Origin of the sequence: Aurantimonas sp. HBX-1, assembly GCF_021391535.1 — a bacterium.
Lineage (GTDB): Bacteria > Pseudomonadota > Alphaproteobacteria > Rhizobiales > Rhizobiaceae > Aurantimonas.
In genome coordinates, this window is record NZ_CP090066.1 from 3,264,186 (window position 1) to 3,283,607 (window position 19,422).

Sequence of the window (19,422 nt, forward strand, 5' to 3'; positions counted from 1 at the left end):
TCGCCGTCTCCGGCTTCACCAGGGTATGGATTTGCCGTGCCGGTCGATGAAGCGCAGGCCCCGCGTGCCCTGCTGCTTCACAAGTGTGTCTACCAGTTCCGGGATCGTTTCCTCGATGCTGAAACGCGCTTCCGGACCGCCGAGCTCCGTACGGACCCAGCCCGGCGCCATCAGCACCAGCGCCCGCTCGTCGCCGACGTGGCGGGCGGCGTAGCTGCGCATATACTGGTTGAGAGCGGCCTTGCTGCCCCGGTAGACCTCGTGCCCGCCCTTCTCGTTGCCGGCGATGCTGCCCTGGCCCGATGACATGACGCCAATCAGACCGGCAGGGCGCACAAGGTCCTGCAAACCTTCCACCGTCCGCATCACGCCGAGCGCGTTGGTGACCATGACGCGCACGAACTCGTCGGTCGAGGTTTCCGCAATGGTCTCCGCCTGATCATGATTGGCGGTGCCGGCGTTCACGAACAATATGTCGAAGACACTGTCCGAAAGCCTGTCTCGCAGAGCGGCGATCTGGTCAGGCTCGGTGATGTCGAGGCATTCGATCGTCACCTGATCAGGATGGGCGTAGGCGAGCTCGTTCAACTCGGTTCGGCCGTCCTCACGTACCGTGCCGACGACATGCCAGCCCTTCTTCGTGAATTCGACTGCCATTGCATGTCCCAACCCGCGGGAGGCGCCGATCAGCAGGATGGTCCGGGGTTGTTTATCCAGGGGTTCAGTCATCTCAGTGCTTCCTTTCTCTTCGGTTGATCCGAAGATGGAGGTCGCTGCGACATGCACCAGACGCATCGGATGCAAAGCATGAGTGCGTCAAACGCTATGCATAGTGACGAAGCACGATTATGTTTGCGCTATGAAAGCGATCGACCTGAACCTGCTTGTCGCGCTCGACGTGTTGCTGGAGGAGCGCAGCGTCACGGCGGCGGCCAAGCGCCTTGGCCTCAGCCCGTCGGCAACCAGTCGGACGCTGTCGCGGTTGCGTTCCGCGATCGGTGATCCGCTACTGGTACAGGCGGGACGTTCGCTGGTGCCGACGCCCTATGCCGAGCAACTGGCCGGGCGGGTCCGAACACTGGCCCAAGACGCCAAAGCGGTGTTGATGCCCGCCCCCGGCGATGTGGAGCTGGATCGCCTGGAGAGGACGTTCACCATCCGCGCCAATGAAGGCTTCGTGGCCCTGTTTGCTCCGGCCATCATCGCCGCCGTCACCGACGCAGCTCCGCGCGTTCGCCTGCACTTCGCACCCAAGCCCGACAAAGACGCGGCTCCGTTGCGCGCGGGGACAATCGATCTGGAAATCGGAACGGCGGGCGCGTCCGCGCCGGAAGTGCGCAGCCAACTCCTCTTCCGGGACCGGTTCGTTGGCGCAGTACGGTCGGAGCACCCTCTGCTGAAGGAACCGGTGACCCTGGAGCGCTACATCGCCTATGGACACGTCGTAACCTCGCGACGGGGTGCGTGGCGGGGCCCCGTGGACGACGCTCTGCTCGAACTCGGCCTACGGCGCGAGATCGTCGCGATTGTTCCGAGCTTTCCCGATGCGCTCAACGTTGCGCGTCATTCAGACCTTGTCGCGCTCGTGCCGCGCTCCTGTGTCGCCGATCGCGGTGCAATTGCCGGCACCGTTCACGGGTTCGACCTGCCGGTGCCCACGCCAGATCTGGCGATCAGTGCCATGTGGCACCCACGCTTCGATGCCGACGCGGCGCACCGTTGGCTGAGACAGCAGGTCATGACAACCTGCCGAATTGAGCTTCAGCGTAGGTGAGACCGTTACACCTCGACGGTGCCTCATGTACATCACAGTACGAGGACCACATTTCGGCTGTTACCATGCCCTGATTTCCGCCTCTTCTACTGATCCCCGATCCAGGCCGCACTTCGCGGCCCGCAGGAGAAAAGGACGACCTGGCGGCCACACACCAGAATTTGGAGCCAATCCTTCGCGGCGCACGCATACTGCGCACGGCCCTCGGGCCGGCAATCGCCCAATTTCTGGAAGATCCCGCGCTCGTCGAGGTGATGCTCAACCCCGATGGGCGGCTCTGGATCGACCGACTTTCCGAGAGACTCACCGACACTCGTACGAGAACAATTTCTGTTTCTGGAACGGGCCAAAGCGGGCGGTTGGCTTCCGGGCGGCGCAGGCTGAAAGCTGTCCTTCGGCTTCCGACGCTTCTACGCTCCCCCAGCTACCATCTATCTCGCTTAGAAGCTGCCGTTCCCCGCTCACCAGTCGAGCCTGAACAAGCCTAGGCCGTCCACAACGAGTTCTCTGGTACGCTCAGTCGTAGCCCGGCTTTTCGTCGTTCCGGTGCGAAGGACGTCCATGACAAAGTCCGGATCGCGTGCGAGTTCAGCACGTCGCTCGCGGATTGGCCCAACGACCTCTCGTAGGATGGCCGCCAAGCGCCGCTTGAGCACCATGTCGCCGAGCCCGCCCGTCCGGTAGCGCGATTTCAAATCGGCTACTTCGTCCACTGCCGGATCGAAGGCGTCGAGGTAGGTAAAAACGACGTTTCCCTCCACCCGTCCCGGGTCGGAAGCGCGCAGATGGTTCGAGTCCGTATACATGCGCCGCACCGCCGCCTCGATATCGCTATCGCTCGCGGAAAGAGGGATGGCGTTGCCTTGCGACTTACTCATCTTGCTTTTGCCGTCGACGCCGGGAAGTCGCCCGGTTTTCGATACGAAGGCCTTCGCTTCCGGCAGCAACTCTCGTCCTGATTGACGGTTCAAGCGGCGCACTAGCTCGTTCGTCTGCTCGATGATCGGCACTTGATCCTCACCGACGGGAATGAGTGTCGCTCGGAACGCAGTGATGTCGGCCGCCTGTGCGGCGGGATAGCAAAGGAAGCCTGCCGGGATGTCGCGGCCGAAGCCGCGTATTTGAATCTCGTCCTTGATGGTCGGATTCCGTTCGAGGCGCGCGACTGAGACGAAGTTGAGGTAGAGGAGCGTCAATTCGGCCAGTGCCGGAAGAGCCGATTGGACGCAGATCGTCGTCAACTCCGGATCGATCCCGACCGCCAGATAATCCAGGGCAACCTCGAGGACGTTGTGCCGAATTTTGGCGGGATCGTCCGCGTTGTCCGTGAGAGCTTGAGCGTCGGCAAGCAGAACGTACTGCTCATGTATCGTCTGCAAGGCGACACGGTTGCGCAAGGAGCCGACGTAGTGGCCGAGATGAAGAGGTCCGGTGGTCCGGTCCCCGGTCAAGATGATCGTTCGCGTATCGGTTGTCGAAAGCATGTTGGCTCCACGAGATGGAGCCGCTGCTTCGGGGGTAGATCGGGAACATGACCATGCCGCCAGAAGCAGCGGCTGGGTCAAAGGAAAATGACGGGCCGCGCTTAAGAAGCGCGCCACCAGCGTCGGACAGCGATCACAGGTCGGTTCGTCATACCCACGCTATAGCAGGCCTCTCTGACATTCCAAGTTCGATCGTCTGCATTTCGTGGTCTTTTGCCGGAAGCGGACCGTCCGGAAACCACCCAACCCAGTCGCGCGCACCGAGAGGATGCGGACGTTCAGAAGCAGGCGAACAGAAAGGAATGTCGGCTTTCTGCACTGTTCGTCGGAGAGCCGACCGGCCGCTTTCCGTCAGAAGGCGGACCTGCGTGCCAAACCTCGGTTCAGAGACTGCGCGCCGTGGCAGGATCGGTCCTGCCTGTAACTTCCCTCCCGAAGGAGACGAACCGCACGAGTCTTGGTATGCCTCGTGGCCATGCCGTCGATCCCGTTGCCGTTCGTCATTTCCCTGGTCCTGTGCCTTCTCCTCGTCCGCATGGGCCGGCAGAATGACGGGAGGCTCGGCCTGTTCCCGCTGCTCGTCGGCGCCTTCGCCGTTCAGGCGGCTCTGTCCGGACTGAACTGGAGCCTCGGCTGGCATCCGGTTCGCCTCGTGCAGCCGATCCTCGCGGCCGTTCTGCCCGCTCTCGCCTTCGTCGCGTTCGACCATCTGCGCCGGAGCGGCAAGCCCGAGCCGGCCCGGCTCTGGCCGCATCTCGCACCTGCCCTTCTTGTTTCGGTCCTCGTCGCCCTCCGGCGCGAGCCGATCGACCTCGTCCTCTTCGCCGTCTATCTCGGCTACGGCATCGCGCTCCTGCGGATGAGCCGAGCCGGGCCGGCCGCGCTGGTCGCGGCGCGTATCGGCGACGAAAATGTCGCCCATCGAGCGCTCGTCGCGCTCGGCTCGCTTCTCATCGCCACCGCCTTCATCGATGCCGCCGTCTCCCTCGACCTCGCCTTCGGTGGCGGGCGGCTCGCCGGCACGATCCTGACAGTTTCCGGCGTCCTGTGGCTCGCCGCCGCCGGCTATGCCGCGACCGCCGCCGAGGGCAGTCGCCCCGCATCCGAACCGGACGGCATACAGGACGTGCCGGCATCGCCTGCGGCAACGATCGACGGGGGGATCGATTCCGGACCACCGCCGGAGGATGCCGCCATCGTCGCGCGGATCGATCGCCTGATGCGCGAGCACCATCTCTATCGCGACCCGGACCTGACGCTCGAACGCCTCGCCCGCCGCGCCGGCACCCCGGCCCGCCAGATATCGGCGGCGTTGAATCGCATCCATGGCCGCAACGTCTCGCAAATCGTCAACGAGTACCGTGTGGCGGAGGCGCGCAAGCGCCTCGTCGAGACGCGCGAACCGGTGACGACCGTGATGCTGGAATCAGGCTTCGGCACGAAGTCGAACTTCAATCGCGAGTTCCTGCGCGTCACGGGCATGAGCCCGAGCGCCTACCGGCAGTCCAACGGCAGCATCCCCGGCGAAGCGACCTCCGCGCCGGGGAGGGGATCGTCCGCAGCCGCGTCCTGAGCTTTCGCGCGCGAGCGGGGGCGCCGAGGGCCGCTCGACCCTGATCGCGATCTCGGACGTCCTCGATCCTGTTCTAGGTCGTACAGGGGACGACCGCCGGCCATCGTCGGGGCATGAACGCTCACGCCCATCCCGACCCCCGCCTGTTCGAGAAGCTGAACGCTCTCTCCCTGACCCCGGCCCCGTCCGGCTCCCGTCCGCGGGTACGTCGCGGCGGGTGGTCCCTTCGCGTGCTCGGCATTCTCGCGCTCGTCGCGTTGGGCGTCGCGGCCGTGCCGATCCTGCCCGGAGTCTGGCTCGATATGGTCCTCGGCACATCCGACGGGAGTGCCATCGGTGCCTCGCCGCCGGATGCATCGGGCTCCTCTCGGGCGACGAGGACGGCGCTGACGGATCAAGCGGCAACTGGAACTCCCGTTCCTCCGCCGCCTCCCGCCGCGTCCGTCGTCACCGGATCCGGCCATGTCGTCGCGCTTGCGGAGGCCAGGGTCCATCCCCGGCGCGGCGGCACGATCGCCTGGCTTGGCGCAGATGTCGGCACTGTCGTGACGGCGGGTCAGGTCCTCCTGCGGCTCGACGATCCCGAAACGAGCTTCGCGCAGCGGGCGGCTGAACTCGCACGGGACCGCGCGCGGCTCGTCCTCGCCGCCCGCCGCCTCGATCAGGTCGAGGCGGAAGCCGCCGCCCGGCGCATGGCGGGGCTCGCGAGGAGCGGCGCCGTCAACGCGCAGATGGCGATCGATGCCGACAGCGCGGCCAGCCGGGCCGCCAACCTCGTCGACCAAGCAGCGCAGGATGTGGCCGAGGCCGACCTTGCTCTCGACCGGGCGCGACAGGCCGTCTCCGAACTCACCATCACCGCGCCCATCGCAGGCATCGTGACGGCCCGGAGCGCGCGGCTCGGCGAGACCGTCCTCGCCCAGGTCGACGCACGCGGCGACGCGCCGCTCTTCACGATCACCGACCCGGACCGTCTCGGCATCGACGTCGACATCGCCGAGACCGCCATCGCCGCCATGCGGCCGGCCCTTCGCGGCGAGGCGGTGCTCGACGGCTATCCCGACCATCCCTTCGCCGTCGAGGTCGTCCGGATCGCGCCCGCCGCCTCGGCCGAGCGGGGGACCGTCGCGCTGCGCCTGTCACCTCTCGCGCCGCCTCCCGGCATCCGCCCTGCCATGGCCGTGCGGGTCCGCATCGAGGCGGAAGCCGCTGTCACCAGCCAAGGACACTAACAAGATGGACGCCGAGAACAGTCCCTTCATCGCCCTTTCGGGCGTCACCAAGAGCTTCGGCAAGGGAAAGGACAGGATCGCGATCTTCTCCGATCTCTCGCTGACCATTCCCCGCGGCGATTTCGTCGCCATCATGGGCCCGTCCGGGTCCGGAAAGTCGACGCTGCTCAATCTCCTCGCCGGTCTCGACGGCGTCGAAGCCGGCCGGGTCGCGATCGACGGATGCGACATCGGCGCGATGGGCGAAGGGGACCGGGCCGGCTGGCGGACGCAGACCCTCGGCATCGTCTTCCAGTTCTACAATCTCCTCCCGATGCTGACGGCGGCCGAGAACGTCGAGCTGCCGCTCCTCCTCAAACCGCTCTCCCGCCGGGAGCGGCGCGAGCGCGTCGAGACCGTCCTCGGCCTCGTCGGGCTGTCCGAGCGGGCGAGGCACTATCCGCGCCAGATGTCCGGCGGACAGCAGCAACGTGTCGGCATCGCGCGTGCGATCGTCGGCGACCCCGCGCTCCTCCTCTGCGACGAGCCGACCGGCGATCTCGACCGCCGCTCGGCGGACGAGGCGCTGGAGATGCTGGGCCTTCTCAACCGGGAACTCGGCAAGACCATCGTCATGGTGACGCACGATCCCGCCGCCGCCCAGGCCGCCCGTCGCACGCTACACCTCGACAAGGGCGTGTTCCGTGACGCGGCGTGGATCGGGGAAGGAGCCGTGCAATGAGCTTCTTTCGTCTCATGCGGCTGAACGCCTGGCGCCGGCCGATGCGCACCGTCCTGATGATGCTCTGCGTCGCCGTCGCCTTCCTCATTCACGGCCTCGGCGCCGGCTTCCTCTCGGGATCGCAAGGGGCGAACGGTGCGGACGAGGGCCGTCTCGTCGTCGTCAGCCGCAGCGGCCGGGCGCAGCCTTTGCCGCTCAGCCACTTCGCCCGCATCGCGGCCGACCCCGATGTCGCGTCCGCCGCCTATTCCGCCCGTATCCGCGGCTTCGTCGAGACGGAGCGGAACGTCGTCGTCGCCAGCGCCGTCGACCCCGCTTCCATGGCCGCGACGATGGGCGACGAACTCGGCCTTACGTCGGATCTCCTCGCCGGGCTGGCGGGCGCGCGCGACCGGGTGCTCGTCGGCCGGGCGCTGGCCGAGACCATGGGCTGGAGCGTCGGCCGGCGCGTCGCCCTCACGCCCTTCCAGACGATGCGGGCGGACGGCGCGAGGACCTGGAGCTTCGAGATCGCCGGGATCTTCGACGGCGCGCGGGCCGACGTCGACACCCACTTCATGCTGGCCCGCTACGACTACGTGAACGCCGCCCGCGCCAAGGACCGGGACACGGTCGACGGCATCGTCGTCGTGCTGCGCCCCGGCGTGTTGCCGAGCGTCCTCGCCGCCAGGATCGACGCGATGTTCGCAAGCTCCGCGGCACCGACGCGGACGCAGTCGGAGAAGGCGTTCCTCGAGGCATTGATCCGCCAGATCGCCGATTTCGGCCTGATCGTGACCCTCGTCACATCGGCCGCCTTCGTCACGATCCTGATGATCGTGGTCAACACCATGGTCTTCGCGATCCGGGAGCGGACCTTCGAGATCGGCGTCCTCAAGGTGCTGGGCTTCTCGCCGCGGCGGGTCATGGCCTTGGTGCTGGGCGAGACGCTCTTCGTCTTCCTGGCCGGAGGGCTGGTGGGTCTCGGCCTCGCCAAGGCAGGCTCGCTCCTCCTCGGCGCCGAACTCGGCCTTGCCCTGCCGCCGCTGGTGCTCGCGAAGGGCGTTCTCATCCTCCTCGCTCTCGGGCTCGTCGCGGGCGTCGTACCCGCGGCACAGGCCATGCGCATTCCCATCGCCAACGCCCTGAAGTCGAGGTGATCCCATGTCCTCCCTTCCACGCCAGATGCTCGTCCTGACGAGCGCCTCGCTCGCCAGCCTGCCGCGCCGGACGGCGATCTCGCTCTCCATGGTCCTCTCGGTCGCCCTCGTCGTCGCCGTGCTGATCGGTTTCGTGTCGATGGCGGACGGGCTTCGCCAGACGCTGGGCGCCGGCGGGTCGCCCGATGTCGCCATCATCCTCGGCGGCGGCGGCACCCAGGAAGTCGGCTCCAGCATCCCCCCTGAGGCGGCCCGCAGCATCCAGGCGGCCGGCACGTCCGGTGGCATCGCAAGCGACCCGGCCGGACGCCTCCTTCTTGCGCGCGAGATTCTCGTTCCGGTGGAGGCGACGGGCGCGGACGGCACGCCCCGGATGATCGCGCTCCGGGGCATGGAGGCGGCAGGCCCGGCCCTGCGCTCGAGCGCGTCGATAAATGATGGCCGATCCTTTGCCCCGGGCTCGCGTGAGATCGTGGTCGGCGAACGCCTCGCCCGCGATCTCGGCGACCTCGCGCCGGGGCAGGAGATCCGCCTCGGCCCGGTCGAATGGACCATTGCCGGCCTCCTCTCTGCCGGCGGCGGCATCGCGGAGTCCGAGATCTGGGCGGATTTCGACGCCGTCCGCTCCGCCTTCGACCGTCAGGGGCAGATCCAGACGCTGCGCGCCCGGCTGGACGGGCCGGACGGTCTGGCAAGGCTTCAGGCTACCCTGCCGGCAATGTCGACGACACCACTGATCGCCGTTTCCGAGGCCGAATTCCTGGCGGGGCAGTCCGCGCGGACCGAGCGCCTCGTCTCCCTCTTCGGCTGGCCAATCGCTCTCCTGATGGCGGTCGGCGCGACGACCGGCGCGCTCAACACGATGATGAGCTCGGTCTCGGACCGCTCGGTCGAGATCGCGACGCTCCGCGTCCTCGGCTTCAGCCGCTTGGCGACCTTCACCGCGACCTTCACGGAAGCGGCCTTGCTCTCGCTTGCCGGCGGCGTGCTCGGCGCCTTCGCATCCTGGGCGATCCTCGACGGCTGGCAGGCCTCGACGCTCGGCGCCAACGACACGCAACTGGCCTTCCGGCTCAGCGTCACGCCCCTCGCCATGCTCCAGGCCGGGGCGCTCGCCATCCTCATAGGATGCGTAGGCGGTGCACTGCCCGCCTTCGCCGCCACGCGGTTGCCGCTCGTCTCGGCGCTACGGGGCAACGGCTGACGGGTCGAGGACTTTTTCGATACGCTGAACCAACTTGGCGATCGGCCGGCGCTTGCCAGCCGCGTCCTTAAGGCCTCACACGATCGGACCGCCGTCCTTCGACGGCCCGGGAATCTCGCATTGCCAGATCGGCAGCAGGAGCGATGCCGCAGGCGGGGCGCGGAGCCGGTATCGACCTATTGCAGCCGCTCCTGCTTCGCTCCGGGAGGACTGCTTTTAGTCCGAAACGTTCGTCGGTCGTAACAGAAACTTACTGCTAACCCCCGGCCCTGAGAGGGTGTTAGCCGGGCACTCTGCGGAAGCTTCAGGAGATACCGGAGCGCAGAAAAACCAGAAATCGCGTGATATTCAACCGCGTGCTGGGTGACGACGCTTCATGCTCAAGAGCTCCATCACATCGTGCCGATCATCAGCAGATAATATCACCACTTTCAGCCATTTCCCATCGTGGTATGTCTGAGTCCCGTCGTAGAGCTTGACCAGTTGCGGACGCCAACCCTCGCGCCGCTCCTCGAACTTCTCCCGCTCCGCAGATCCTAGCACCACCACGACTGAGAAAAGCTTGTACTCCGGCAAGAAGGTGCAGAATGCCTTGGACTTCTTATAGCGCAGAGACCAGCCATGTTTCTTGCCACCATATAGCCAGCTGGCCGCGAAAACACCGGGATAGGTCTCCTCGATCCAATCACGTAACGCGATCCAGTGCTCGAACGCCTCCGGCCCGACCCAATCTTGGATGGTCGCATCATCGGGTGGCGCTGATTTGTCGGTGAGGCGTTCTCCGATATGCGGGGCCTGATCCATATCCTTCCCTATCGCTGCCCGTCAGGACCACCGCTTGCCGCAATCTGCCAAGCGCCGCTTCAGGTGCCTGGACGCGGGCGCCCTATCGTCCGTTGCAGGAAGCTCGACGGGCTGGAGCCGAGCGTCTTTCGAAACATGGAGCTCGACGAACTCGGAAAGTCATAGCCAAGATCGAAAGCTACGGTGCCGATCTTCTTACGCGAAGTGAGCTGGGAGATGGCGTGAGGGAGGCAAGCAAACCGCAGCCATTGCGCCGGCGGCATGCCGGTCTCCGAGATAAAGAGCCGCTCGATCGTCTTGCGCTGGCATGTGCTGGCTGGGGCGCCAGGATTCGAACCTGGGAATGGCGGCACCAAAAGCCGCTGCCTTACCGCTTGGCGACGCCCCAACGCGCGATGCGCTGCGCGCCGTGCTATAGCGTCTGCCGGATCGCTGCGCAACGATGGCCACGGGTCCAAAGGCCGGCGGCGATGCGACGCGGCCGGGGGGAGCACCGAAGCGCGTTCCCTCCTGCCGGCATCGCCGGGAGACCCCCGGGGGAGTTGCGGCAGGCGTCGCGGCGGCGGGCGGAAGGGCAGCGGACCATGGATTCAGGAGGCAATCCCCGATGCTATCTCTCGACACGTCCTTCGACCCCGCCCATGGCGACGCGGTGGCGGTGGCCGAGGGTGTCCTTCGGGTAACGGCGCGCAATCCCGGGCCTTTCACCTTCCACGGTACCAACAGCTACGTGATCGGCGGGGCGCGCTGCTTCGTCGTCGATCCGGGCCCCGACACGCCGGAGCACGCCGCGGCGCTGGCGGCCGCGATCGCGGGACGACCGGTCGACGCGATCCTCCTCACCCACACGCATCGCGACCATACCGGCTCGGTGGCGCGGCTGCAGGCGGCGACCGGCGCGCCGGTGATGGGGGGCGGGCCGCACCGCCCCGCCCGGCCGATGCTGGCCGGCGAAGCCGAGCGCCTCGAGGCGAGCGCCGACACCAGCATCGTCTTCGACCGGGTGCTCGCCGACGCCGAGACGGTGACGCTCGGGGACGTGCCGGTCACCGCGATCGCCACGCCCGGCCACGCCGCCAATCATCTCGCCTTTGCCGTCGGGGCGGACGGGGTGCTGCTGTCCGGCGATCACGTCATGGCCTGGTCGACGACGGTGGTGGCGCCCCCCGACGGGTCGATGCGGGACTACATGGCTTCGCTGGAGCGGCTGCTGGCGCGGCGCGACCGGATCTACCTGCCGGGCCATGGCGGACCGGTGGAAACCCCCGCTGCCTTCGTGCGCGGCCTGATCGGCCACCGCCGCATGCGCGAGGCCGCGATCCTCGAGCGGCTCGCGGCGGGCGACCGCACCATCCCGGCGATCGTGTCGGTGCTGTACCGGGGCGTCGCGCCGCATCTTCACCCGGCCGCCGGCCTGTCGGTGCTGGCGCATCTGGAGGATCTGGTGGCGCGGGGCCTGGCCCGGACCGAGAGCGCCCCGTCGCTCGGCGCGACCTACGCCCCCGCCTGACCGGCCGGGGCGCCGGGGGTCATTCCCCGGCGGCGATGGATTCCAGACCCGCCATCGCGGTGTCCAGATCGGTCAGGAAGCCCTCGACGAGGCGGCGGTTTTCGCCGAGGTCGATCCCGGTGGAACGCGATACGGACTGCATGTCGACATAGGTTTCGCCGTCATCGGCGGCGATGCGGATGACCATGTCGCTCGGCAGGCCGAACAGCAGGTCCCGCGCCACGGCCTCGATCCGGTACTGGTCGCTTTCCGGAACCGCAAAGGGATCGGCTGCGGCATCCAGATCGACGCTGTCGCGCGGCGTCGGGATCGGAACGCCGGTCATGCCGCTGATGCCGAGATCGCCCTCGGCAGGCGTAGGCGCCTTCGGCTGCGACGGATCGCCGGCGACGATCGCCTGGACCTCCCAGCCGGAATCCTCGACCACCATGCGGGCTGCCTGGAAGACCCGCGGCGCCTCGGCGACGAAGCGCCGGCCGCTGACGATGCTCGGCTGCTCCGGCGCGGCCGGGGCGGCGAAGAACGACGTCCAGCTGTCGGAGGGCGGTGCCGCGACGGTCGCCTGGACGCCCTCCGGCGCCAGCGCCTCGGTATAGGCTGCGTTGGCGCGCGGATTGACGAAGGCCAGATAGATCATCAGGGCGAAGGGAAACAGCGTCAGCAGCGCCAGGAAGAAGGCACCCATCGCGGCGCGGCCGCCGTCGAGGCCGCGATACCAGACCCGGACCAGTCCGACGCCGGAGATCAAGAGAGCAACGCTCGCGATCGCCGCGACCAGCAGCAGAAGCCCGATCAGCGCCTGCGGCGCGATCGCCCCCAGGCGGTAGATCACCATCGCGGTCACCAGCAGCACCAGCGCGAACACCGCGAGGCGGCGGGCGAAGCCGGCAAAGCGCAGGCGCTTGCGCAGATAGTGGCCCGAAACCGGCAGGCGCCCGTAGACAGAACTCATGACCGCACCCTTCGACGTCGGGAGCGACCATACCCCAGGGCGGGCGCCGGGCGGAAGCCCCGCCGGCCGGTCAGGCGGCGGGAAGCCTGTAGCCGCGGAACTGGTCGCGCAGCGCCGTCTTCTGGATCTTGCCGGTCGCCGTATGCGGGATCGCCTCGACGAAGGCCACGTCGTCGGGCATCCACCATCGTGCCACCTTGCCCTCGAAGAAGGCCAGCAGATCCTCCCGGGTGGGATGGCGCCCCTCCTTGGCGACGATCACCAGCAGCGGCCGCTCGTCCCATTGCGGATGCGGCAAGCCGATCACCGCGGCCTCGGCGACGTCCGGGTGCGCGACCGCGAGGTTCTCCAGGTCGATCGTCGAGATCCACTCGCCGCCGGACTTGATGACGTCCTTGGCGCGGTCGGTGATCTGCATGTAGCCGTGCGGATCGATATGGGCGACATCGCCGGTATCGAACCAGCCGCCTTCGCCGAAGGCCTCGACGCCCGCCCCCTTGTAGTAGGAAGCGGCGACGGAAGGGCCGCGCACCTTGAGGCGCCCGAAGGTCTTGCCGTCCCAGGGACGATCGATGTCGGAATCGTCGGTCACCCGCATCTCGACACCGAAGGGCGGGTGGCCCTGCTTCATCTCCAGATCGAGCAGCGCCTCGCCCTCGAGCCCGGCATAGTCGGGCTTGATGGTGCAGAGCGTGCCGAGCGGGCTCATCTCCGTCATCCCCCAGGCATGGATCACCCGGACGCCGTAATCGTCCTGGAACTTCTGGGTGACGGCGCGCGGGCAGGCCGAGCCGCCGATCACCACGCGCTCGAGATCCGGCAGGTCGCCGCCGTGCTTCTCCAGATGCTGCAGCAGCATCAGCCAGACCGTCGGCACCGCGGCGCTGAACGTCACTTTTTCCGACACCAGCAACTCGTAGACCGAGGCGCCGTCCATCTTCGGGCCGGGCATGACCATCGCGGCGCCGGCCATCGGGCAGGTGAAGGCGAGGCCCCAGCCATTGGCGTGGAACAGCGGCACGATCGGCAGCACCCGGTCGCGGGAGGACAGGCCCATCGCGTCCGGCTGCTGGGCGAGCATCGAGTGCAGGATGTTGGAGCGGTGCGAGTAGAGGACGCCCTTGGGGTGTCCCGTCGTGCCGGAGGTGTAGCACATGCCGGCGGCGGTGTTCTCGTCGAAACTCTTCCAGGCGAAATCATCGTCCGCCTCGGCCAGCCAATCCTCGTAGCAGACGAGATTGGGCAGACTGCTCTCCGGCATGTGGGCCGCGTCGGTCAGGACGACGATCGTCTCGAGGCTGGCAAGCTTCGGCGCGATCGCCTCGACGATCGGCACGAAGCTCAGGTCGACGAACAGCAGCCGGTCCTCGGCGTCGTTCATGATCCAGGCGATCTGCTCGGGAAACAGCCGCGGGTTCAGCGTGTGGTAGACCGCCCCGATGCCGACGATCCCGTACCAGCATTCAAGGTGCCGCCAGGTGTTCCAGGCCATGGTGGCGACGCGGTCGCCAAGCCCGATGCCGGCACGCTCCAGGCGCTTGGCCAGGCGCAGCGAGCGGCTGCGGACGGTGCGGTAATCGGTGCGATGGATCGGCCCCTCGACCGAGCGGCTGACGATCTCCCGATGCGGATGCTGGATCGCGGCATGGTCGATGACCTTCGAACACAACAGCGGCCATGGCTGCATCAGACCCTGCATGTCTTCCCTCCCGGCATGACGGCGCCCCTCCCCGGGCATGCCGCCACTGTCGGCAACGGCCGCCGCTTTGTCCAGTTGCCGGCGGCTTGCGGGGGCATCGCCACAGTTCGGCCGTTTCACGCCGTCACCGTAACGCATGGGACAAGGCTTTACCGAGGAGCGCCCGATGCGCATTCAGGCCGACATCGACGCCGGACAGGATCGGGTCGTCGACACGTTCGAGGCGGTCGAACTCGAACTCGCGCTCGACATGCAGGATCTCACCGAGAGCGATTTCGAGACCTGCGTGCGGGCCGCGGCGGCCGTCGTCGGCGGCGAACTCCTGTTCGACATTCCCGCGGACGGATCGGTCGAGGATGCCTCGCGGATCGCCGCCGTACGGATCGAGGGCGAGGATCGCGACGTCATCGTCTTTGCCGTCCTCAACGCCGATGGCGACAATATTCGCGTCTCGGGCCGCGACGAGATCGGCGACCGGTTCCACGGCTTCGCCCGTGCCTTCGTCGGGGTTCTCACCCGCATCCGCGACGATCTGCCGTTCGGCCACACCAGCCCGGAAGGCACCGCCTGAGTCGCGAAGCCGGCGCCGCCCCTCCGCCCGCAGGCTGAAGGGAGCACATAGGCGCCGTCCGATCCGTCCTTCGACGCCCCGCGCGGACTGGCAGTGATCGCCGTCCGTCCCGAAGGTAATGTCGCTCCGGCTAACGAAGCGTCCGGCAAGCGCCCTTGTCAAAGTCCCCGGGCCTCGCAGTTCCGCGTCTTCGATCTCTCATCGACCGGTTCCCATGGACAGCTTCCTGACGGATTATTCCGCCTACATCGCCCTGGCGATCGTGGGCCTGGTGTTTCTCGGCTTCGCGATGGAAGCCTATCCGCCGGAAGTGATCGCGACGGGCGGGGCCGTGACGTTCCTCATCCTCGGCTATGTCGACGGCGAGGAACTCACGTCGGTCTTCGCCAACCCCGCACCGATCACCATCGCGGCGATGTTCGTGCTGTCGGGCGCGCTGGTGCGGACGGGGACGCTGGAAGGCGCGGCGAGCTGGCTGGTCAAGAGCGCCGGCGTGCGCCCGGTCGCGACGCTCGTCGTGCTCGGCATCGGCATCCTCGTCGCTTCGGCGTTCATGAACAACACGCCGGTGGTGATCGTCTTCATCCCGATCATGACGGAGCTCGCCCGCGCGCTCGGGGTGAGCTCGACGCGGCTCCTGATCCCCCTCTCCTTCCTGACGATCCTCGGCGGCACCTGCTCGCTGATCGGCACCTCGACCAATCTTCTGGTCGACGGCGTTGCCCGCGGCCAGGGGCTGAAGGCCTTCTCGATCTTCGAGATCACCCCGGTCGGCATCGTCACGGCGCTTGTCGGCGTCACCTATCTGCTCGTCGTCGGCCGGTTCCTGCTACCCGACCGGGTGTCGGCGACCGACGCGCTCGACGACAGCGCCGACAACGAATACTTCACCGAGGTCGTGGTGCGCGAGGGCGCGCCGGCGATCGGCGAAACCGTAGGCGAAACCACCGCCTTCAGCGCGCGCGGCGTTCGCCCGCTGGCGCTGCGGCGCGGTGCCGAGACGACCCGCAAGGGCATCGACGATGTCACGATCGCCAAGGGCGATCGGATCATCATGTTCGCCAGCCCCGAGGAACTGCTGACACTGCACGCCGACGAGAACTTCCGCGTCGCGCGGGTCGCGGCGTCTGCGGCCAAGGACGAGGAGCGCATCGTCGTCGAGGCGACGGTGGCGGCGCATCGGCGGGGCATCGGGCGGCGGATTTCCGACCTCGTCGGCATCTCCGGCTCGGGCGTCCACGTCCTCGGCGTCCGCCGGCACCGGCACGTGCCGGGACAGTCGCTCTACGACACCAAGCTGCGCCCCGCCGACCGGCTGCTGCTGGAGGGCCGGCCGGAGGCGATCGCCCGTATCGCCGAGGCCAACGACCTCATCGGCATCGACCTCAGCCAGGCGCGGCCCTATCGCCGGCGCAAGGCGCCGATCGCCATCGGCGCGCTGCTCGGCGTGGTCGTCCTCGCGGCGTTCGGCATCGCCAGCATCCAGATAATCGCCTTCATCGCCATCGCCGGACTATTGCTGATCCGGGTCCTCGATGCCGACGAGGCATGGCGCTCGATCAACGGCGACATCCTGATCCTGATCTTCGCCATGCTGGCGATCGGCATCGGCATGCAGAAGACCGGCGCGGTTGAACTCATGGTCGGCGGCCTGGCGCCGCTGCTGTCCGGCGCCTCGCCGCTGGTCGTCATCCTGATCATCTATGCGGTGTCGTCGATCATGACGGAGATCGTCACCAACAACGCCGTCGCGGTGGTGGTCACCCCGATCGCCATCGCGCTGGCGACCTCGATGGGAATCGATCCGCGGGCCTTGGTCGTGGCGGTGATGTTCGGCGCGTCGGCGTCCTTCGCGACGCCCATCGGCTACCAGACCAACACGCTGGTCTATGCGGCCGGCAACTACAAGTTCATGGATTTCGTCAAGATCGGCGTCCCGATGAACATCATCGTCGGCATCGCCAGCTCGTTCGCGATCTACTTCTACTATTTGTAGCACTCTGCCGACGACAATGGCGCGGCGGTCAGATCTCCGGCCGCCGGCCCCTACCCCGATGCCCGCCGCGCTGGGCGCGGATCGCCGCCTGCGCCGCGGCTAGCCGGGCGATCGGCACGCGGAAGGGCGAGCAGGAGACGTAGTCGAGCCCGGTCTGCTCGAAGAAGGCGATCGAGGCAGGATCGCCGCCCTGCTCGCCGCAGACGCCGAGGGTGATGTCCGGCCGCACCCGCCGGGCTTTCTCGACGCCCATGGCGATGAGTTCGCCCACGCCCTCGACGTCGATCGTCTGGAACGGATCGCGCTCGATGATGCCTTCGCGCATGTAGGTCGAGAGGAAATTCCCGGCATCGTCGCGGGAGATGCCGTAGACCGTCTGGGTCAGGTCGTTGGTGCCGAAGGAGAAGAAGTCGGCGACTTCGGCGATCGAGTCGGCGCGCACGATGGCGCGCGGCAGCTCGATCATGGTGCCGACGTGATAGGTCACGGTGCTGCCACGCTCCGCCATGACCTGCGCCGCGACTCGGTCGATCCGGTCCTTGACGAAGTCGAGCTCGCGCCGGAGGCTGACGAGCGGCACCATGATCTCCGGCACCACCGCGTTGCCGGTCTTCTCGCCCGCCTCGATCGCCGCCTCGAAGATCGCCCGCGCCTGCACCTCGACGATCTCCGGATAGGAAATGGCCAGCCGGCAGCCGCGGTGGCCGAGCATCGGGTTGAACTCCTCGAGCGCCGCGATGCGCTGCTTCAGCACCGCCTCCTCGACATGCAGCGTCGCCGCCGTCTCGGCGATCTCCGTGTCGCTCTTGGGCAGGAACTCGTGCAGCGGCGGGTCGAGCAGTCGGATCGTCACCGGCAGGCCGGCCATGATCTCGAACAGTTCGATGAAGTCCGAGCGCTGGATCGGCAGGAGCTTGGCCAGCGCCTCGCGGCGCCCCGCCTCGTCGCTGGCGAGGATCATCTCGCGCATGGCGCGGATCCGGTCGCCCTCGAAGAACATGTGCTCGGTGCGGCAGAGGCCGATCCCCTCGGCACCGAAGGCGCGGGCCGAGCGCGCCTCGATCGGGGTCTCGGCATTGGTGCGCACCCGCATGCGGCGCGCGCGGTCGGCGAACTCCATCAGAGTCGCGAAGTCGCCGGTGAGCGACGGCCGCTGCAGCGTCACCGCGCCCTCGATGACCTCGCCCGAGGCGCCGTCGATGGTGATCCGGTCACCCTCGCGCAGCACGAGGTTCGCGGCGTGCAGGGTTCCGTTCGCGGCGTTGATGCGCAAGGAGCTGGCACCGGTGACGCAGGGCTTGCCGATGCCGCGGGCAACAACGGCGGCATGGCTCGTGGTGCCGCCGCGGATGGTCAGCACCCCTTCCGCCACGTGCATGCCATGGATGTCTTCCGGATAGGTCTCGTTGCGGACAAGGATGACCGCCCGCCCCTCGTTCACCATCTCCTGGGCGCGCTCGGCGGTGAACGCGATCTCGCCCGTCGCCGCGCCCGGCGAGGCGGGCATGCCGCGCGCCAGCACCACCACGTCCGAGGAGCGCTCGATCGTCGGATGCAGCAGCTGGTCGAGCGAGGCGGGATCGATGCGCAGGATCGCCTCGGCTTCCTCGATCAGGCTTTCCTTCACCAGTTCCACTGCGACGCGGATCGCTTCCGCCGGAGTCCGCCGTGCCGGGCGCGACTGCATCAGGAAGAGTTCGCCGTCGCCGACCATGAACTCGACCTCGACGGCGTCGCCCACATGCGCCTCGATGCGACGGACATGGCGGGTCAACGCTTCGATGTCGGCGGGAAACGCCGCGGCGCCCTCCTGCTCCGCCAGGTCGATCACCGGTGGCCGGCCGCCGATCTCCTGCTGGCGGTGGGATCCCAGCCAGAACTCGCCGGACAGCCGCGACTCACCGCTTTGCAGATGCCGGGAGAGGGCACGCCCGGTGGCGGACTTCAGATTGCGCTCGTTGAAGATCATCGCGTGCGCGGTCACGGCGAGCCCGGCATTCTCCGGAATGCCCTGCAGGACCCGGTGCGCGACGGCCGTCGGGCGCCGCCAGCTGGCGAAGCTCGCCTCCACGACGCCGTAGAGTTGCTCCAGCGGCGTCTGCGGCAGGACGAGTCCGATCTCGTCATCCAGATAGGCGTGGTAGCGGGCGATCAGCGCGCGCCATTCGGCCACCGACGTCGGTTCCTCGCCCCAGCCGCCGCGCTCGCGCTCGGCATCGTAGATTTCCTCGAACTCGGACGCATCGGCGCCGAACACCAGGGTCGCGAAACTCTCGATGAAGCGGCGGTAGCTGCGGTAGGCGAAGGAGAAATCGTTCAGCTCCGCCGCAAGCACGTCGACCGTGCGGTCGTTGAGCCCGACGTCGAGCACGCTCTCGGCGATTCCCGGCATCTGCGACCGCGCGCTGGTGCGCACCGCGAGCAGCAGCGGACGGCGCTCGCCGCCGAAACGCCGGTCGGTGACCGCCTCGAGATTCTCGATGGCGCCCCGCAGGTCCGCGCGCAGCGCTTGCGGCAGGTCGTCGCCGACGCCGGTCGCCTCGCGCCACGCCGAGGTGGCGATGGTGAAGCCGGGCGGCACGGGCAGGTCGAGCGAAGCCAGCAGGGCGAGGTTCGCGCCCTTCAGCCCCAGCGCCTCGGCGGCGTCGGCGGGGCGATCGGCGGCGCCGCGCCTGAAATGGAAAATTCGCTTAGGCATCGAATACGGCAGACCGCCTCCCGAGCGGGGATGCCCCTCCCGGGCAGCCCACGTCCGGTAGAGAA

General features: G+C 67.7%; 16 protein-coding genes, 1 tRNA gene and 1 pseudogene. 10 read left to right on the forward strand and 8 right to left on the reverse strand.

Annotated features, from left to right (window positions below):
• Positions 1 to 15: 15 nt before the first annotated feature.
• Complete coding sequence (locus LXB15_RS15540) at positions 16 to 729, reverse strand: SDR family oxidoreductase (protein WP_233949304.1); 714 nt, start codon at positions 727 to 729, stop codon at positions 16 to 18.
• Between the two features lie 130 nt (positions 730 to 859).
• On the opposite strand from LXB15_RS15540, the gene LXB15_RS15545 reads away from it, so the two are divergent.
• Positions 860 to 1,774 carry a LysR family transcriptional regulator gene (locus tag LXB15_RS15545; RefSeq protein ID WP_233949305.1) on the forward strand — a complete coding sequence of 305 codons (915 nt, stop codon included), beginning with the start codon at positions 860 to 862 and terminating at the stop codon, positions 1,772 to 1,774.
• Positions 1,775 to 1,914: 140 nt separating this feature from the next.
• Positions 1,915 to 2,097 (forward strand): annotated as a pseudogene (locus LXB15_RS15550) (P-type conjugative transfer ATPase TrbB); the annotation flags it as partial.
• Positions 2,098 to 2,235: 138 nt separating this feature from the next.
• On the opposite strand, the gene trpS reads toward LXB15_RS15550, so the two are convergent.
• A complete protein-coding gene (trpS, locus tag LXB15_RS15555; RefSeq protein WP_233949306.1) occupies positions 2,236 to 3,258 on the reverse strand; it encodes a tryptophan--tRNA ligase in 1,023 nt (340 codons plus the stop codon).
• A 475-nt stretch (positions 3,259 to 3,733) separates the two neighbouring features.
• Here trpS and LXB15_RS15560 point away from each other — a divergent pair, with 475 nt between their 5' ends.
• The 5 genes from LXB15_RS15560 (at position 3,734) to LXB15_RS15580 (ending at position 9,127) form a co-directional block, all read left to right on the forward strand.
• Entirely contained in the window at positions 3,734 to 4,831 is a 1,098-nt protein-coding gene (locus LXB15_RS15560) for an AraC family transcriptional regulator (RefSeq protein WP_233953203.1), read from the forward strand.
• 230 nt (positions 4,832 to 5,061) lie between these two features.
• Entirely contained in the window at positions 5,062 to 6,063 is a 1,002-nt protein-coding gene (locus LXB15_RS15565; protein ID WP_233949307.1) for an efflux RND transporter periplasmic adaptor subunit, read from the forward strand.
• Positions 6,064 to 6,067: 4 nt separating this feature from the next.
• Positions 6,068 to 6,784, forward strand: a complete 717-nt coding sequence (locus LXB15_RS15570; RefSeq protein ID WP_233949308.1) for an ABC transporter ATP-binding protein — start codon at positions 6,068 to 6,070, stop codon at positions 6,782 to 6,784.
• Positions 6,781 to 7,923, forward strand: coding sequence for an ABC transporter permease (locus LXB15_RS15575; RefSeq protein WP_233949309.1), 1,143 nt, complete (start codon positions 6,781 to 6,783; stop codon positions 7,921 to 7,923). The genes LXB15_RS15570 and LXB15_RS15575 overlap by 4 nt, the downstream gene beginning before the upstream one ends.
• Positions 7,924 to 7,927: 4 nt before the next feature.
• Positions 7,928 to 9,127 (forward strand): ABC transporter permease, encoded by a 1,200-nt coding sequence (locus LXB15_RS15580; RefSeq protein WP_233949310.1) that lies wholly within the window; start codon positions 7,928 to 7,930, stop codon positions 9,125 to 9,127.
• Positions 9,128 to 9,475: 348 nt separating this feature from the next.
• Here LXB15_RS15580 and LXB15_RS15585 read toward each other — a convergent pair whose 3' ends face one another.
• The 3 genes from LXB15_RS15585 to LXB15_RS15590 all read right to left on the reverse strand — a co-directional run bounded on the left by LXB15_RS15585 (position 9,476) and on the right by LXB15_RS15590 (position 10,319).
• A complete protein-coding gene (locus LXB15_RS15585) occupies positions 9,476 to 9,931 on the reverse strand; it encodes a DUF3788 domain-containing protein (protein ID WP_233949311.1) in 456 nt (151 codons plus the stop codon).
• Between the two features lie 59 nt (positions 9,932 to 9,990).
• Positions 9,991 to 10,284, reverse strand: coding sequence for a helix-turn-helix domain-containing protein (locus LXB15_RS21165; RefSeq protein ID WP_370640235.1), 294 nt, complete (start codon positions 10,282 to 10,284; stop codon positions 9,991 to 9,993).
• Positions 10,245 to 10,319: transfer RNA gene (locus tag LXB15_RS15590), tRNA-Gln, on the reverse strand. Before LXB15_RS15590 ends, LXB15_RS21165 begins: the two co-directional genes overlap by 40 nt.
• Before the next feature lie 219 nt (positions 10,320 to 10,538).
• On the opposite strand from LXB15_RS15590, the gene LXB15_RS15595 reads away from it, so the two are divergent.
• Positions 10,539 to 11,441, forward strand: a complete 903-nt coding sequence (locus tag LXB15_RS15595) for an MBL fold metallo-hydrolase (RefSeq protein WP_233949312.1) — start codon at positions 10,539 to 10,541, stop codon at positions 11,439 to 11,441.
• Between the two features lie 19 nt (positions 11,442 to 11,460).
• On the opposite strand, the gene LXB15_RS15600 is transcribed toward LXB15_RS15595, so the two are convergent.
• Both LXB15_RS15600 and LXB15_RS15605 read right to left on the reverse strand, forming a co-directional pair.
• Positions 11,461 to 12,393: a DUF1499 domain-containing protein gene (locus LXB15_RS15600; protein WP_233949313.1), complete on the reverse strand. Its 933-nt coding sequence runs from the start codon at positions 12,391 to 12,393 to the stop codon at positions 11,461 to 11,463.
• Positions 12,394 to 12,463: 70 nt separating this feature from the next.
• A complete protein-coding gene (locus LXB15_RS15605; RefSeq protein ID WP_233949314.1) occupies positions 12,464 to 14,092 on the reverse strand; it encodes a long-chain-fatty-acid--CoA ligase in 1,629 nt (542 codons plus the stop codon).
• A 166-nt stretch (positions 14,093 to 14,258) separates the two neighbouring features.
• Here LXB15_RS15605 and LXB15_RS15610 point away from each other — a divergent pair, with 166 nt between their 5' ends.
• Both LXB15_RS15610 and LXB15_RS15615 read left to right on the forward strand, forming a co-directional pair.
• Complete coding sequence (locus LXB15_RS15610) at positions 14,259 to 14,663, forward strand: hypothetical protein (protein ID WP_233949315.1); 405 nt, start codon at positions 14,259 to 14,261, stop codon at positions 14,661 to 14,663.
• A 214-nt stretch (positions 14,664 to 14,877) separates the two neighbouring features.
• Positions 14,878 to 16,659 (forward strand): SLC13 family permease, encoded by a 1,782-nt coding sequence (locus LXB15_RS15615; RefSeq protein WP_233949316.1) that lies wholly within the window; start codon positions 14,878 to 14,880, stop codon positions 16,657 to 16,659.
• Positions 16,660 to 16,687: 28 nt separating this feature from the next.
• Here the strand turns inward: LXB15_RS15615 and ppdK are convergent, their stop codons facing one another.
• Positions 16,688 to 19,357, reverse strand: coding sequence for a pyruvate, phosphate dikinase (ppdK, locus tag LXB15_RS15620; protein WP_233949317.1), 2,670 nt, complete (start codon positions 19,355 to 19,357; stop codon positions 16,688 to 16,690).
• Between the last annotated feature and the right edge of the window lie 65 nt (positions 19,358 to 19,422).